Genomic DNA, 16,182 nt, shown 5'->3' on the forward strand with positions numbered 1-16,182 from the left:
AAAATATCTCTTTTTTCAATAGATACATTTTCTGAAATTAGTAGCTATGAAGAGAATCCTATTGACCTGCCTAATCATAGTCAACTGTTTGGCATTTTGCCAGGCCCAATTTATTCAGGTAAAAAATCCGAGTAAGCATGCTAGAAAAGAATTGATTTCCATTCCTTTTCAAAATTTCAAGGAACATTTTAAGGTCGATACTGTCTTTACTATTCGTGATGAAAACAATCAGCTTATTCCCTTTCAATTAGAAAAATTGGGGACTGCTATTCCTGTGAATGTACTGATCCAAGTGGAGCTACCGGCGCGTTCTACGATAAAATATAAGTTGGAGAAAGAACCTGGAAATAGGATAGAGCCAATGACTTTTGCTCGCTATGTTCCTGAACGCCTTGACGATTTTGCCTGGGAAAATGATGTAGTGGCTTTCCGCTTATATGGAAAGGCATTGGAAGGTCGAAAAGATGATGGACAAGGGATGGATTACTGGGCTAAAAGGACCGATAAGTTGATAGTAAATAAATGGTATAAGGTTGAAAACTATCATCAAGATACGGGAGAAGGAATGGATTATTATACCGTTGGGCAAACGCTCGGGGCAGGAGATGTAGCTTTGCTATCCAATAATGGCTTGCATTATACGAAACATTATCGTCGATACCAGGTATTGGATAATGGGCCCTTAAGGAGCACGTTTAAGTTGGAGTATGATCCGGAAGAGCTGGATGGGCAGGAAGTGAAATTGACTAAGATTATAAGCTTGGATGCGGGCAGCAATTTCAATAAGATAGTGTTACAGGTTCAAAATAAAATGGCTAATTCCACTGCTATTGCCATTGGTGTTGCTAGACGAAAAGAAGATCAACCAAAATTTACCATTGGACCAAAAAATGAAACATTGGCCTATTGGGAACCTGAAATTGCTAAAAATGGACAGACTGGAATAGCAGTCATCATTCCAAAGAAAAAGATCAGTATAGATGCTAACCGACCTGAGCAATTTTTACTATCAAGCCAGGCAGTGAATGGTCAAGATTTTGTGTATTACAATGGCGCTGTTTGGAACCGAGCAGGAAAGGTCAGTTCGGCTGAAGAATGGAATAAAGCAGTGGAACAAAAGCACGAAAAAATCAAGAAACCCTTGAAGTGGGTACTTAAATAAAAAGACCGGAGCAAATGTTTGCTCCGATCTTTTAGCTATATACCCTTACTTTTCTTTTGCAAATTTTATCGCATCCATCAAGGAGAAGTGGATTCCGAATGTAACTACCGTTCCCTTGCTTTCCCAGTCTACCTCACTCATTGGCGTACTGCCCACGACTTGTAACTCGGCCTTGACAAATTTATATCCGGCCCTTAAGGTAAAGGCGGGTTCAAAGAAATAGTGCCTTTTATCTGTGATATTATCCAATTTATGTTCGCTGATATATTCAGGAGTCATTCCATTGGCATCAAAATTACTGTATTTAATACCTGAAATTCTTGTTGCTAAACCTACATCGAAATAAGGGAAGGTTAGATTTATTCCAGGTTGGATAAAGGTTCTGTTAAAGTTCATATTCACATCACTGCTCAATTTACCGCCACCATATCCAACATAGGTGTCTGCGATCAAACCAAATCCGTTTTCACGTGCAATAATGGGATAATAACCACCAACTCCACCTTCAAAGAGCCCTGCATGCGCATCCACATTTCCTTTGGATGGGTCTTCTTCATTAAAGTTATAGTTGTAATTGGAGTAATTGACCATCACACCCAAATACTTGATAGGTGAGTAGGCGGTTTGTAGATTGATAATGGATGAGCTGGTATTGGTACCGTTTAAATCCTCGGAACTGGTTGTTCCGGATATACCAATTTTTAGGTCCCCTTTTTCTTTCATCATCGGAGCATTGACAGCATTAGGCTGATAGTAATAGCGGCTACATGAACTTTGAAGATAATTTAAGCCGATCAAAGCTAGGCCGAACAAGAGCGATTTTATTTTTAAGGTTTTCATGTTTTTCTCCTTTCTGATTTGTTAACTCAAAGTGACGACTATTTTTATCCGCATAAAACATCCGAAAAGAGGATTTTGATCAAATCCCTTTTTTGGTGTATTTGACTAACCTGAAAAGGTGATATTCCCCTAAAAGACCTTATTTTATAGTGCTTTAGCTAGGTTTTCTACGAGATTAAACTGTAAATTAGGATAATGAAGCTGCATGGTTTGATATGGACAATGGCAGTTAGTCTGCTCCTCATTTTGTTTTCCAATAGATTGGAAGCGCAAACTTTCTTGTTGCCAGATACTGCAGAACATCTCAATATTGCCAGTTCGACTGCCTTCTATTACGATAGGTCGGCAAAGGACAGCCTTCCAGCCGAAAACCAATTCCAAGCTTTTCAAGAGCCTATCTATAATTTTGGGAAGGAAGATGGAAATCTCTGGGTTCGGGTCAATCTTGCCAATCAGGATTCCGTTGCTAGAAATCTGTATCTAGAATTTACCAATCCCAATCTTAACTCCCTCACCCTGTACAAAAAAATAGGGGAGCGCTTTGTTTTGGTTAAGATCCTAGGATCGAGTTATCCATTTAGTAATCGGACGGTAAAGCATCAAAACCTGATCTTCTCCATAGAATTGCAGCCGTTGGAGATAGGCAGTTACTATGTCAAGGTTCATTCAGACTATTCTGCCATCAATTTCAATTTGTTGCTCTGGGATAAACATGAGCGTGAGGCCTATTACCTTAAAGAGACCACCACCATTTCTTACTTCTTTTTTATCACTACCGCTTTTCTTTTTATCTTGGGAATCACATTGGTGCTCACCAAGGAAAGAAAGCAATGGGCTTTCTTCTTTTATATCCTCTTTGGTGCCTGTTATATCTATTCAGATTTAGGGCTTTCTTATAAGTACCTGTGGGGAGAATATCCTTCGGTTCAGAATATATCCAGTTATATCTTTACCAATCTGTACCTGATTTTTGGTGTCAGCTTCTTTCGGGAATATTTTGTTACCCGCCGCTTTGTCAAGAAATTAGATAGGGTACTTTGGATCTTCGTACTCTGTTCTTTGGTCTTGACCATTATTGCTATGTTCTATCAATGGATTCCCCATACCATATTTTCCTGGATCCAAAAGCTGAACACCATCATGTTCTCCATTACCTGTGGAATCATTTTGTACATATTGGTCATTTTATTGACTAGGCAAAGGAACAAGACCGAAACAATCTGGTTTATGATTGCATTTGCTCCGCATGCCTATACGATCCTCACGACCAGCATTAGGCAATTGGGCCAGTATTATTTCAATCTAGAATTGGATGTAATCTCTAAGGTCCCATTCTTCCTTTGGACCATCCATGTACAGAATATGATGCTGTGGTCGATGGTCTGGGAAGTACTGATCGTATTTACACTTATGATGCTGCGATTAAAAAAAATGTACGAGCAGCATAATGCCATGCTGTTGGAATTGGGCAAGAAGCAGGAGGAGGATACCAAATTGTTGATGGCGACCGTGGAGCAGGAGCGAAAGAGGATAGCCCAAGAACTGCATGATAGTTCTGGAGTCCAATTGTCGGCAATCCGCATGAAGCTGACCCATCTGCAAGATCAATTGGATGATCCAAGAGCAGCCGAGGATATCCATAAATTGATGCAGGATGTGGATCGGGTCAATGCCGATATCCGTACAATCTCGCATAACCTGATGCCTATTTCGCTTAGCAAATTGGGGTTAAAAGCTGCCATCCAGGAATTGGTCAATCATATCAAGTCGAGTTACCCTAATATCAAGTTCAATCTTTTCCAGCAATATGATTCCAAGAACCTTTCTGCGAATATGGAAGTCCACATCTATAGGATTATCCAAGAGTTACTTAATAATATGGTGAAGCACGCTCAAGCAACCGAAATCAATATTCAATTGATCGACAATGAATCGGAGCTGATCATCAGTCTAGAAGATAATGGGAAAGGTTTTGTTTATGCACCAGAGAATACAATGGGTTTGGGCTTAAAGAGTATTTTGACCAGATCTCAATTGATCGGAGGGAAGTTTGAAGTAGATAGCAAGTTGGATGCGGGTTCCTTTTTTTCGATTACCCTTCCGCTCAAGGCTTAAAGCAGCTGATTTTTGTTGGCAAAGGTGATAAGCTCGGTGATCTTTTTGACGCCACATTTAGCCATGATGTTTTTCCTATGCGTATCCACGGTGTTGGCACTGATAAATAGTTGATCGGCGATCTTGCTGCTTGGTTTTCCTTCAGCGATCAGTTTCAAGATTTCAATTTCTCGGTTTGATAGATTGAATGCATCTTTATTCGAAGACTGTTCAACTTTCCAATGGTCTTCATTCATCAAGAAAGCTTCCACCACCTTGTTCTGTACCTGCTGGTCCAGGTGTCGTTTCCTGTCATTTACTGCTACAATTGCTTTGATCAATTCATCCTTGGCTATGTTTTTCAAAACGTATCCTAAAGCTCCTTTTCGTAACGCCTCCCGAATGAGTTCGGTATCATCATAACCAGTCAACATCAAAATCTTCTGCTCAGGATTGGTCTCCAAGACGGCTTCTATACATTGGATACCATCCATATTGGGCATGTTGAAGTCCATTAGGATCACATCTGGCTTGTAATTTTGGATGGCAGTTAAAAGTTCGTTGGTGTCCGTGCAGGAGTTGATTTCGCCAAATTTTGGATGACCATTCAAGATCATGATCAGGCCATCTACGATAATCTGTTGGTCTTCGACGATGAGTAAGTTTATCGGCTTAAAAGGAGTACTTTCTTCCATAGGGTACATTTTTTTGCTTATAACAATATACTAAAATATCCTCAACTACTAGGAGTCAATTCTTTGAAATTAAAAACCGCTTATTTTTTCAGATTTTTTGTATCTTAATGAAATGTAAATTACACCATTATTATACACCTTATTTTAAAACCTAAAACATCAACTATAAATGAAAAGAAAAGATTTTCTCAAGAGTGCCGGCGTGCTTGCCGCCTCGACTTTGCTTTTTAAAACCGAAGCTTTCGCAAATCAGGAGGCACCATTGCGTATTGGACTGATCGGCGCAAATGGCATGGGCTGGTCAAACCTGAATGCGATATTGAAAATAAATAATGTTACCTGTACAGCGCTATGTGATGTAGATGAGAATGTGCTGAACAAAAGGGCGGCAGAATTGGAACAAAAAAACATCAAAGTCAAAAAATACATTGAATATAAAGATCTATTGAAAGATCCTAATATCGACGCAGTTATTGTTGGTACGCCTGATCATTGGCATTGCATGATGATGGTCGATGCGGTAAAAGCTGGGAAGCATGTGTATGTGGAAAAGCCTTTAGGTAATTCGATCAAGGAATGTGAGGTGATGCTGGCAGCCGATAAAAAGTATAATAAGATTGTGCAGGTTGGTCAATGGCAACGGAGTCAACAGCATTTTAGGGATGCGATGGACTTTGTGCACAGTGGTAAATTAGGAAAGATCAGATCGGTAAAAGCTTGGGCTTACCAAGGGTGGATGAAGAGTATCCCCGTGAAGCCAGATTCCGCTGCTCCTGCTGGCGTCCACTATGATAAATGGTTAGGTCCAGCTACCAAAAGACCTTTCAATCCCAATCGCTTCCATTTTGATTTCAGATGGTTCTGGGATTATGCAGGTGGCTTGATGACCGACTGGGGAGTCCACATGTTAGACTTCGCGTTAATTGGAATGAAGGTTTCAAATCCTAATTCCATTATGGCGACTGGAGGTAAATTTGCCTATCCAGATGATGCTGCGGAGACTCCAGATTCCTTGACCACTGTTTTCGCTTTCGATGACTTCTACCTGCAATGGGAACAGGCTACAGGGATAGACTTAGGTCCTTATGGAAAGGATCATGGCGTTTCTTTCATTGGAAACAATGGAACCTTGGTGGTGAATAGAGGGGGATGGGAAGTCATTCCGGAGAAAGGTAGGATGGAAGCTGTTCCGCATCAACCTTCAAAAGATAATGGCTTGGAAAAGCACATGGAAAACTTTGTAACCGCAATCCGCACTAAAGAAAAGAGCATCCTGCATGCACCTGTGGAGGCTGGAGCGCATATCGCCATCTTGTCCCAAATGGGGAATATCGCTTACCGAACAGGGAAGAAGCTCTATTGGGATAAAAACAAAGCGAAATTTACAGATGAAGAAGCTAATGGTTACTTAGCAGCCAAATACCATAATGGCTATCAGTTGCCAACAGTATAAACTAATAAAAAAGCCGGTTCATGCCGGCTTTTTTATTGTATCATGTTTTATTCTTCCTTTAACCTTTGAATAGGATTGCCTCTTCCATTTCGGTATAAGATAATGAGGATTAAGCCCGCCAATAAGCCCAAAAGCAGGAGGATAGGCAACAAATAATTCCATGCAGAAATCTGTATCCTAAATTCATAATTGGTGAGCCATTTCTTCATCATAAAGAAACTGATAGGTACAGCCGTCAGTACAGAGGTGATAAATAACAGATAATACTCTTTGGAAAATAATACCAGCAAATCCGACAGTTTTGCACCTAGTATTTTCCGCATCCCTACTTCTTTACTGCGGGCGCTAATCGATAATGAAACCAATCCCATGATGCCTAAGCAAACGATAATAAGCGTGATAACTGTCGCTGATATAGAGGCTCTGTACAGCTGCAATTCGGTTTCATACATTTTGCGGATATTCTCTTCCATAAAATGGTATTCAAAGGGAGCTTCAGGCATAAGATAATGCCATTTCTTCTCGATGTTTTGGATGGAATTTGAAATAGATCCCGGTTTCATGCGGATGTTGAAATATCGGTAATAATTATTTTGAGCAACATTCAGCCAGATAATTGCGGTATTGGGACTGTGCATGGAATTAGGGATAAAGTTTTCCGTGATCCCAACGACTTTTACAGGATCTTGGGAACCGTTAATTCTTAAATTTCTACCGATTAATTCGTCGGCCTGCTCAATCCCCAAAACCTGCATTGCTTTCCGATTGATGACCACCTCCTGTGGAGCCATGGAATCAACCAGTTTGGAGGTGAAAAATTGACCTGCAACCATCGGGATCTGATAGGTGTCGGCAAATTTGGAATCTGATATTATCATTTGAGAATTGATTGCCTCTTCTGACTTGTCCATTAAGGCGATTTCAGCTTTCCCAACGATATTGTTTGGGGTTTCATAAGATAAACTGATCTCTTCTATTTCATTCAGCTTTTCTAATTCCTGTTGGATGGTTTGCGTTTTGCGGACACCCTCCGGACTCCAATCTCTTGTGGTTTGTACCGTAAGGACATAATCTTTATTATAACCCAGGTCACTATTGACAAACAATTGGATTTGTCTAGCAATAATAATACTGGAGGTCAGAATAACGATTGCTGTGGTAAACTGAAGGAAAAGCAAAGCTTTCCGGATGTTTTGTTTGTTTTTTACCTTGTCAAATTGAAGCTTTACAGAGTTTAATAGGCTGTTTCTTGAAAGTTTGATGGCCGGATAAAAGCCGGATAATAAGCCGATCAGTATGGAAAATAAGAAGATTCCTAAATAAAAGTAATAAGGCAATTCCGTAATCTGCGGCAGCTTTCGCATGAAAATACTCTCAAAAAGCGGCAAAGCAAGGACGTATAATGGGAGACAGATCAATAAAATCAGACAGAGAAGAATCACATATTCGGTGAGTAATAAGCTGGCTATTTGATTAGCGCGAGCACCCATGATCTTCCTAATTCCGATTTCTTTTAAGCGACCGATATTTTGACCTAGATTGAAATTGATAAAATTAATAATAGCCATCAGCAGGATGAAACCGGCAATGTAAAGCAGGATATCAATCATTTTTTGAATGGCGCCATTGTTACTTTCCAAGTAATAGGACTTCAATGGCTTTAAGTCTGGGCTGTAATTATCTGAAAATTCCTTGTCTGTATGTTTGCTGACTAGGGTTTTTATGGCAGGGCTAAGCTGAGCTGGAGAAACATCTTTTTGCAATTCAACGAATCCCACGATGTATGGATTTTCCCAATTATCAATGTCTCGACCAAAATATTTCTCGGAAGCAATGGGTAAAAAGAAGTCACTTTTCAGGGCAGGAGTCAACTCCAATACTGAATTTTGATAACTGGGTTTAATAATCCCGGTCACCATAAAATCATGCTTTTCTCCATTGAAATTTCTAATTGATAGCTGTTCGCCTAAGGCATCAATACGACCGAAGTACTTTACGGCTGCAGCTTCGGTAATAACCAGTGTAAAAGGATCTTTTAAAGCGGTGTTGACATCTCCGGCATGAAGCTCGAATCCAAACATGGATAATAAGGTCGGATCTCCTAAACTAGCCCCTTCTTCAAACTTGTCAGTGCCATTGGAAACAATACAGGTCAATCCATCAATTCGATAATAATTTTTGACAAGCTGCGGATATTCCTCTGCCAAAGCTTTTGGTAGTGCGCCTAGGGTAGTTAGATCTAATCCTAGTCCTTCTTTTTTATAGGTGCTCTGCAATAAATATTGCTGGTCCTTATTCTTGAGCTGGGCATTAACCTGCTTAGCATCCCAAATGTAGGCAGCGACAATCATAACGAAGGTGATACCGCAGATCAATCCAATTAAATTGATGATGTTCTGAAGTTTTTTCTTACTGATGTTCCGCCAGGCAATTTTTATATAACTCCACTTCATGCTCAGGTCTTTTAATAGTGCTAATGTTTTGTTTCGATTAGCAATATTATTGCCAGTGAGCTAAGAGGGTTAATATCAACCGGTTGTAGTTTGATTGGGGCCGGTGCTGTTCATTTTCGGACATATTCTGTTCGGAAATGAACGAGAATGAAATAAAAAAGCGGAGTAGGAATTATCCTCTCCGCTCATCAAATTATCACTCAATTATTTAACTATAATTTTTTATTTTCTACGTCCCACCATAGTCTCGTTCCGCCATTATCTGGTCCTCCTAGCATTTTCACAGCTTCATTCACTGCTGCACTATTGCTATTGTATTCCCTTTCTGGATAAGGCATCCTTCTTATTCCTGGAACCGATGGAATCGTGTTGTTACTGTAATTGACAACCACTGGAAAAAGTATAGGATATCCCGAACGACGATACTCTGCCCAGGCTTCATCTCCATCAGGGAACATTGAAATCCATTTCTGGGTGATGATCCTTTCTAATTTTCTGTCCCTGCTATCGCCTTCATTCCAAGCAATGGTAATGGTACTCAAATATGGAGAGCCTAGCAGGATATCATTTTGTCCTGCTTTGATTGCTTTTGGGTCTATGTAAGGCATAGGTTTATCGGTAGCATTGTTTTTGTAAGCTGCCGCTTGTGCGCTTAAACCATACATTTCAAAAGACCTTTCAATTCCGGTCTCATAATTGGTTTTTGCATCGCCAGCATTGCTCCATCCTCTCAAGGCTGCCTCAGCCTTTAAGAACCAGCTCTCCGATGCTACCATTAACTGCATGCGATTAGGTTGGGGAAGCAATTTCGAATAATTGTCATACCTGCTTTTTGCATCGATATCAATACCGGTACGGATCCCTTTAAATTGGCCTCTAACCGCAGGATCTGTTGCTGGTAGGAATAACTCTGCTAGACGTGGGTCTTTATAGCCACCTAGAAATGTCTCTATGCTGGCATTCATCCTTGTATCACTCCATGTTGTTGTGAGGATATTCAGGGGATGGTCGGTGCTTAATTTGATAAAGCAGTTATCTGCTGTGGCTTCCAATAATCCGCCGTTTTCTGGATTTAAGGCTTTTTCACCTTCAGTCTTGGCTAGTGCAGCATCCTTGAATGCGATTCGAAGGGCAAGCCTCAACCTCAAAGTGTTTGCAATTCGAAGCCAACGGTCGTAATTGTTTTCGGTGTAAGCCATGTCAGACTTTTTCATCGCTGCTGACACCTCCTTGCCTTTGTAAGTCTTTAGGATAGTGGTTGCGGTGTCCAAATCCTTGAAGAAGTTCATATAGGCATCCTGTTGGCTGTCGTACTGGATTTGGTCATTGTCATCTGGAGCATTGTATTTACTGTAGATGATGGGGCCAAATTTATCGGACGTACGGTGCATTGCAGAAACCTTCAATATTTTTGAAAAGGCAAATATATCGCTCAACTTTTCGTCATTCCTGGTCATCAGCTCCACCCTAGCTATCGGATTCATCCCTCGGATATAGCGATCTACCCAAAGGGAGGAATACCATCCAGGGACAAGGCTGTAGGTCAAGTTGTTTGCATTACCAACAAATGGTGCTTGCGCGCCAAAGTATCCTCCGTACGAATCGCCTGCCAAATTGTATGAAACCTGGTACTCATTTACATTTTCTGGAAGGATTGCCCTTTGGCCTTGAGCTAAAAATGATGCCACCAAGGCAAAATCACCCATTGCCTCCTCATCGGTTACTCCCGCTGGGTTTGTGTTTAATTCCCTGAAATCTTTGGTACAGCTTAACGTCAAGAAAAGGCTGCTCAATAATATTCCGGTTAGTTTATAGTATGATTTTAATGTCTTCATTTCGTTTTTCTTGCTTGTTAAAAGGATACTTTAAAGTTTAGTCCATAGCTGCGGGTAGTTGGTAGGGCAAAAGAGTCGTAACCTTGACCTCCAACACCTGTAGTGGTATTTAATTCAGGGTCGTATGGGGCATCATTCCGGAAGAAAAACAAGTTCCTACCGGTCAATGAAACCGTTGCGCTCTTGACACCCTTCCATTTGATGGGTAGTCCATAACTCAATGATATTTCACGCATACGGATATTGGTAGCATTATAAACCTGACCCTCTACAATACCATCTCGATTTCCAACAGCACTATAATAAGCATGCGCCGGAATCTTTCCTTGCCAAGGTGTACCATCTTTCTTTACTGCTGGGATATCCAAGCCACCAGCATCCCTAGCTGCAGCACTTTCTTCGCTGACCCCAAATGAATTCAAGTAACCATCAGTAAGCGAAATAACCTGTCCCCCAAATCGAGCATCGATTGTAAAGCTTAATCCGAATTTGCCATAATTGATCGTGTTGTTCCATCCCACAATAGATCTCGGGTTGTTGTTGCCAATATATCCTTCAGGTCCGATCTGAGGCCTTCCCTCATCATCCACCACCATGACTCCATTCTCATCGCGCAAGAAGGTTCTTGCCCAGAAATCACCGAAAGAGCCATTCAATCTTAGAACGTTGTAGTTGCCTCCAACGGAGTATCGCTCGCCTAGTTTTGGCGCCAATTCCAAAATCTTGTTCCGATTTGCCGTGAAATTCAGGGAAGTGTTCCAGTTAAAATTCTCCTTCTTGATAGCGTCAACGCCTAACGCTGCTTCAATACCCTTGTTCTCCACATTACCTGCATTTAGGAATACCGTCGTGAATATTTGCCCGACAGGCGCCTCGTAAGAGAAGTATTGATCTTTAGTATTGGTTTTGTAAAGGGCTAAATCGAAGTTGATGCGGTCATTCCAGAATCTACCTTCATAACCCACTTCATAACTTCTGCTGATTTCCGGACGCAATGGTAATCCTTGGTAAGGTCCTGAAACATTCGCATTCAAAATACCGGTTGCCAAGGTATTGGTTGGAATAGTACTATAGATCCCTACATCATTACCTACTTCCGCCATGGTCAGTCTTAATTTACTATAGCTGATAAAACTTGGCATTTTCAGCATGTCAGAAAGAACAGCTGATAAACCTGCTGACCAATAGAAATAGCCGTTCTTCTCTTCAGGTGTATTGGCTAGGGTGGAAGCCCAGTCATTACGTGCTGTTAGGTCTAAGAATATTTTGTCTTTATAGCCTATGTTGGTTGACGCGAATACAGATTGCAACTGGCGTCTAATGATGGACTCGTTTAACACATTGATGGGAGCATCCCTATAGATATTGCTCAACAAGAATTTATTGGCAACCGCCAATTTTAATTGATCGATATTCCAACCTTTTGAACGGGTGTCATTGATGGAGGTACCTGCCGTAAAATTCAAGTCCCAATCCCCAGCGAAGGTTTTGTTACCGATGAAAAGAAAATCTCCATACAATGCAGTACTTTCGGTCTCATCCCTCATAAAACGACCATTATCATCTAAAACACCTTCGATTTTCTCGCCAGACAAAACACCTTGGGTACCAGCATATACATGTCTTTCCCATTTGTCCCATCGTTTGTTCAGGGTTCCGCGGGCACTTACTGAAAGCCAATCATTGATAGTGTATTTCAATTGTCCTTGTGCTATGATATTGTCCCTTAATTGGAAGGTTGGATTTCGGTTCAATACCCAATATGGGTTCTGTGAATGGTGTGTTCCAGTCAAGCCGGCATCTGCATTGATGTTCCACCAGTCTTGTAAGTATAGGTTTCTCGAAGGAGATAGGTATTGGTAATTGTTTTTGTATTTATTAAAATCCAGACCCCTTGGAAACATGTAAAGACCCGATATGGGGCTAAAGTATAAGCCAGAAGTAGGACGGTTTTGGATGTCTTGTTTAGAGTACATCATGCTACCATCAAAGCTTAGTTTATTGTCAAAGAAATTACTGGAATTTCTAAAGGTTGCCGAATGCTGTTTGAAAGAATTGGTTGGTAAGATTCCTTTGTTCGTGGTGTTACCATAGGAAAAATAGTTTTGCATTTTTTCAGTTCCCCCACTCAAGGAAACCGTGTTGATCAAGGTAGTTCCTGTATTGAAAAAGCCATCTACTGGGTTGTCAAAAGTGCCTTTATCACCCCAGCTCTCTTCTGATCCTTCTGCGGTCTGTCCATACCGGTACTGTAGCTTCGGAAGATAGAACGCTTGGTCCGCGGTGATGCTCGATGACACATCGATTTTTAGAACTCCTTCAGCACCTTTCTTGGTCGTGATCATAATGGCGCCATTAGCTCCTTGACTACCGTATAAGGCAGAAGCCGAGGCTCCTTTTAGGACATTGATGCTCAAGATATCATCCGCATTCAATGTGCTCAGGATATCACCACGATCAGGTCCACCGCCAAAAGGACCTTCCGAACCCGAGCCTGAGGTATTCGTAATCGGTAGTCCATCGATCACATAAAGTGGTTGATTGTTACGGTTCGATTTAAAGCCACGTAGAACAATGTTAACCGATCCGCCAATCCCCGAGGAACTCCGATTGATCTGCATTCCCGAGATTTTACCCGTCAAGTTATTCATTGGATTGACATCCTTTACTTTGGTTAGTTCATCGCCCTTAATCGATTGGGTGGAATAGGTCAAGCTTTTAGACTTTCGCTGAATACCTTAGGCAGTCACTACAACATCGTCAATCCTAGCGGTCTGTGGCGTCATGGAAATGGTAATAATGCTGTCTGCTGCTGTTACGACCTGCCTTACAGTATTGTATCCCAAGATACTGATCGTAAGGTTAGCGTCTCCTGCTGGAACCTCAAGGCTGAAGGCTCCTAATTCATCGGTTTGGGTCGCTTTAGAGCTTGCGTCCAACCGGACTGTCGCACCGACTATAGCCGACTTGGTCTGTTCGTCAACGACTTTGCCTTTAATGGTTCGTTCCTGTCCATAAGTTAATTGTATGGCAAAAAGCCACAGGAATAGATAAGTTAGTGTTTTTAACATAATGTGAGTTTATAAATGAGTAAATAATGTAACAGCTATGATACAATTTCTTAGAAAACGAACTTATTTTGAATAAATTTTGTCATTTAAAATTAAATACGAATGAATATAGGTTGATTGTTGAACAGATTAGTGTAATTGGGCTCATGATCAATTGATTGTAATTATTGTTGAAGTTAAATAAAAATTTATTTTCAATACAATTTATTTAACCAAATAATATTCTTTTAACATTAATATTTTTTAATGATGTAAAAATATTAACCAAAATGGTATAATGTTTGGATGTCTTTATTTACTTTTTTAAGAGAGGAGTTCAAAAAAAGTCACTTTTTCAGCTCTAAAATTTTATACTTATTTTAACCATATAAAATATTCGACTATGTTAACAGCTGCTTGCCCAAAACTACCCATGAGAGTAAAAACCGTAACCAAGGATTTTTACATTCAGCAATTAGGTTTTCAAGAAATAGGATTTGCTAATTTTGAAAGCTATATGATCCTAAAAAAAGATGAGGCAGAACTTCATTTCTTTATTTTTTTGGACTTGATTCCTGAGGAAAACTATGGTCAGGTTTATATCCGAGTAAACCATATCGAACAATTATATCAAGAATTGGTAGACACGTGGTGTAACCATACATCCCAATGGAAGTTTGGCAGAAAAACCTTGGGGTCAGAAGGAATTTGCTATACTTGATCCTGACAATAACCTAATTACCTTTGGTCAAGCGATATAATCTGTTTTCATTTATTACCAATTGGTAATTGAGAGCTTCTGAATGTTCTGGTACTTTGTAATAATCAAATTTCAAAGTCATGAACAAATCAAAAGTATTGTTGACAGGGGTGACCGGGTTCTTGGGTTCTCATACCGCTATTGAATTGCTCAACAGAGGATATCAGGTTACCGGTTCTTTACGGGATATGAAGCGTGCAGATGCTATTCAGAAAGTAATTGCCACCCATACACAAAGTATAAGTAACCTATCCTTCGTACAGGCTGACCTGCTTGATAAAAGGGCATGGGTAGCAGCTTGTGAAAATCAGGATTATGTAATCCATACTGCCTCACCTTTTCCTCGTGAATTACCAAAGAATGAGAATGAATTAATCATCCCTGCAAAAGAGGGGACATTGCGTGTTCTTCAAGCAGCCAAGCAAAACCAGGTAAAAAGAGTGGTTTTGGTCTCTTCCATTTCCACTGTGGTATATGGAAAGCAAATTGATGAATTGGACAGTGTGTTTACAGAGGATCATTGGACCGATGAAAGCAATAAACGGGATACCCCTCCATATATGAGAAGTAAGACCATTGCTGAAAAAGCTGCATGGGATTTTATCAAAGAAGAAGGAAAGGGAATGGAATTGGTCAGTATTCTTCCGGGGGCTATGTTAGGACCTATATTGGAGGATGATTTTGGTACCTCCGCCAATATTATCGTAAAGATCTTATCGGGTAACATGCCTGCTATGCCAAAAATAGGATTTGAAATAGTGGATGTGCGTTCTGTTGCCAAATTATTGGTAGATGCGATGGAAATAGAAAAAGCAGGTGGAAATAGATACATGGCATCCGAAGGTCATATGTCGATGAAGGAGGTAGCTGAAGTCCTAAAAACCCATTTCCCTGAAAGGAAAATCAGTACCGCCAACCTCCCTAATTTTTTGGCTAGATTGATGTCCATTTTTGAACCTGCCTTAAAACCTGTATTATTGGATTTAGGTCTTAGGAGAAAGGTCGATGCTTCCAAAGCCAAAAGGGAATTGGGTTGGAAAGGACATTCAATGGAGAAGGCAATATTAGATTGTGCAAATAGTGTTATTAAACTAGGAATCGTAAAGTAGATGCAAAAGTTAAAATCCATATTGAGATTTGGGGCAATTCTCTCCGATGCCGACATCGAGGTAATTGCCTCCAACTTCAAGCAAAAACATTTAGCAGCATCCGATTATTTCTTAGAGATAGGGCAGATTGCTCACGAAATCGCTTTTATTGAATCCGGTATCGTCAGGATCTTTAAACCTGATCAGGATGGGAATGAAATCACCAAGTATTTCTTTAAGGAAAATCAATTCTTTGTTGATCTGGAAAGCTACTATTCCAGTATCCCCGCAAGTGAAGCTTTCCAGGCTGTGGTCGAAACAGAAATATATGCTATCCATAAGTTAGTTGTGGAAAGATTATGCCAACAGATCCCCAATTTCTTTATCTTCCTTAAAACGATTACGGAAGCTACTTTATTGAATAAGATTAAAGACAACGACTTCTTAAATTTTGGAAATTCCAAAACCAAGTATCTTGAATTTGTGAAGCGATACCCTCAACTTGCCTTACAGGTTCCGCAACAATATATCGCATCCTACCTCAAAATCACGCCTCAATCCTTGAGTAGGATTCGACGCGAACTTGCCCAGCCAAACCAATAAACCCCTTTAAATACCCTCTGAAAATAGGACCAGCTTTTTTGTAAATCATCTATAAACAACGTGGTTTAAATTTCTTTGCAATTAATAAAAGATAAATTTGTCTTTTATTAATTCATGTCTTAACTTTGTTCAATTAAGTCATTGAATTA

At 40.3% G+C, this 16,182-nt stretch carries 12 protein-coding genes; 6 read left to right on the top strand and 6 right to left on the bottom strand.

Annotated features, from left to right (window positions below):
• Positions 1 to 46: 46 nt before the first annotated feature.
• Positions 47 to 1,162 carry a BT3233 family polysaccharide utilization protein gene (locus tag CKW03_RS04465; RefSeq protein WP_093098786.1) on the top strand — a complete coding sequence of 372 codons (1,116 nt, stop codon included), beginning with the start codon at positions 47 to 49 and terminating at the stop codon, positions 1,160 to 1,162.
• Positions 1,163 to 1,207: 45 nt separating this feature from the next.
• Here CKW03_RS04465 and CKW03_RS04470 read toward each other — a convergent pair whose 3' ends face one another.
• The gene (locus CKW03_RS04470; RefSeq protein ID WP_093098788.1) at positions 1,208 to 2,002 is read right to left on the bottom strand and encodes an oligogalacturonate-specific porin KdgM family protein; all 795 of its coding nucleotides are present in this window, start codon (positions 2,000 to 2,002) and stop codon (positions 1,208 to 1,210) included.
• Positions 2,003 to 2,197: 195 nt separating this feature from the next.
• Between CKW03_RS04470 and CKW03_RS04475 the strand changes: the two genes are divergently transcribed.
• Entirely contained in the window at positions 2,198 to 4,117 is a 1,920-nt protein-coding gene (locus CKW03_RS04475; RefSeq protein ID WP_093098789.1) for a sensor histidine kinase, read from the top strand.
• Here CKW03_RS04475 and CKW03_RS04480 read toward each other — a convergent pair.
• Positions 4,114 to 4,791, bottom strand: a complete 678-nt coding sequence (locus tag CKW03_RS04480; RefSeq protein ID WP_169918978.1) for a response regulator — start codon at positions 4,789 to 4,791, stop codon at positions 4,114 to 4,116. The genes CKW03_RS04475 and CKW03_RS04480 overlap by 4 nt on opposite strands.
• 169 nt (positions 4,792 to 4,960) lie before the next feature.
• On the opposite strand from CKW03_RS04480, the gene CKW03_RS04485 reads away from it, so the two are divergent.
• A complete protein-coding gene (locus tag CKW03_RS04485; protein WP_093098792.1) occupies positions 4,961 to 6,244 on the top strand; it encodes a Gfo/Idh/MocA family protein in 1,284 nt (427 codons plus the stop codon).
• Between the two features lie 47 nt (positions 6,245 to 6,291).
• Here CKW03_RS04485 and CKW03_RS04490 read toward each other — a convergent pair whose 3' ends face one another.
• From CKW03_RS04490 to CKW03_RS20620, 4 genes are all read right to left on the bottom strand, one after another.
• Positions 6,292 to 8,697, bottom strand: a complete 2,406-nt coding sequence (locus CKW03_RS04490; RefSeq protein WP_093098794.1) for an ABC transporter permease — start codon at positions 8,695 to 8,697, stop codon at positions 6,292 to 6,294.
• Positions 8,698 to 8,909: 212 nt separating this feature from the next.
• Positions 8,910 to 10,532, bottom strand: coding sequence for a SusD/RagB family nutrient-binding outer membrane lipoprotein (locus CKW03_RS04495; protein ID WP_093098795.1), 1,623 nt, complete (start codon positions 10,530 to 10,532; stop codon positions 8,910 to 8,912).
• Between the two features lie 17 nt (positions 10,533 to 10,549).
• Complete coding sequence (locus tag CKW03_RS04500; protein ID WP_261772005.1) at positions 10,550 to 13,267, bottom strand: SusC/RagA family TonB-linked outer membrane protein; 2,718 nt, start codon at positions 13,265 to 13,267, stop codon at positions 10,550 to 10,552.
• Positions 13,268 to 13,270: 3 nt separating this feature from the next.
• Positions 13,271 to 13,603, bottom strand: a complete 333-nt coding sequence (locus CKW03_RS20620; RefSeq protein WP_197700977.1) for a carboxypeptidase-like regulatory domain-containing protein — start codon at positions 13,601 to 13,603, stop codon at positions 13,271 to 13,273.
• Between the two features lie 412 nt (positions 13,604 to 14,015).
• Here CKW03_RS20620 and CKW03_RS04505 point away from each other — a divergent pair, with 412 nt between their 5' ends.
• From CKW03_RS04505 to CKW03_RS04515, 3 genes are all read left to right on the top strand, one after another.
• Positions 14,016 to 14,303 carry a DUF8817 family protein gene (locus tag CKW03_RS04505; RefSeq protein ID WP_236736517.1) on the top strand — a complete coding sequence of 96 codons (288 nt, stop codon included), beginning with the start codon at positions 14,016 to 14,018 and terminating at the stop codon, positions 14,301 to 14,303.
• Between the two features lie 119 nt (positions 14,304 to 14,422).
• Positions 14,423 to 15,451: an SDR family oxidoreductase gene (locus CKW03_RS04510; RefSeq protein ID WP_093098797.1), complete on the top strand. Its 1,029-nt coding sequence runs from the start codon at positions 14,423 to 14,425 to the stop codon at positions 15,449 to 15,451.
• Positions 15,452 to 16,033, top strand: a complete 582-nt coding sequence (locus CKW03_RS04515; RefSeq protein ID WP_093098798.1) for a Crp/Fnr family transcriptional regulator — start codon at positions 15,452 to 15,454, stop codon at positions 16,031 to 16,033.
• The last annotated feature ends 149 nt before the right edge of the window (positions 16,034 to 16,182 follow it).

The organism is Sphingobacterium mizutaii (genome assembly GCF_900187125.1).
Classification (GTDB): Bacteria; Bacteroidota; Bacteroidia; order Sphingobacteriales; family Sphingobacteriaceae; genus Sphingobacterium; species Sphingobacterium mizutaii.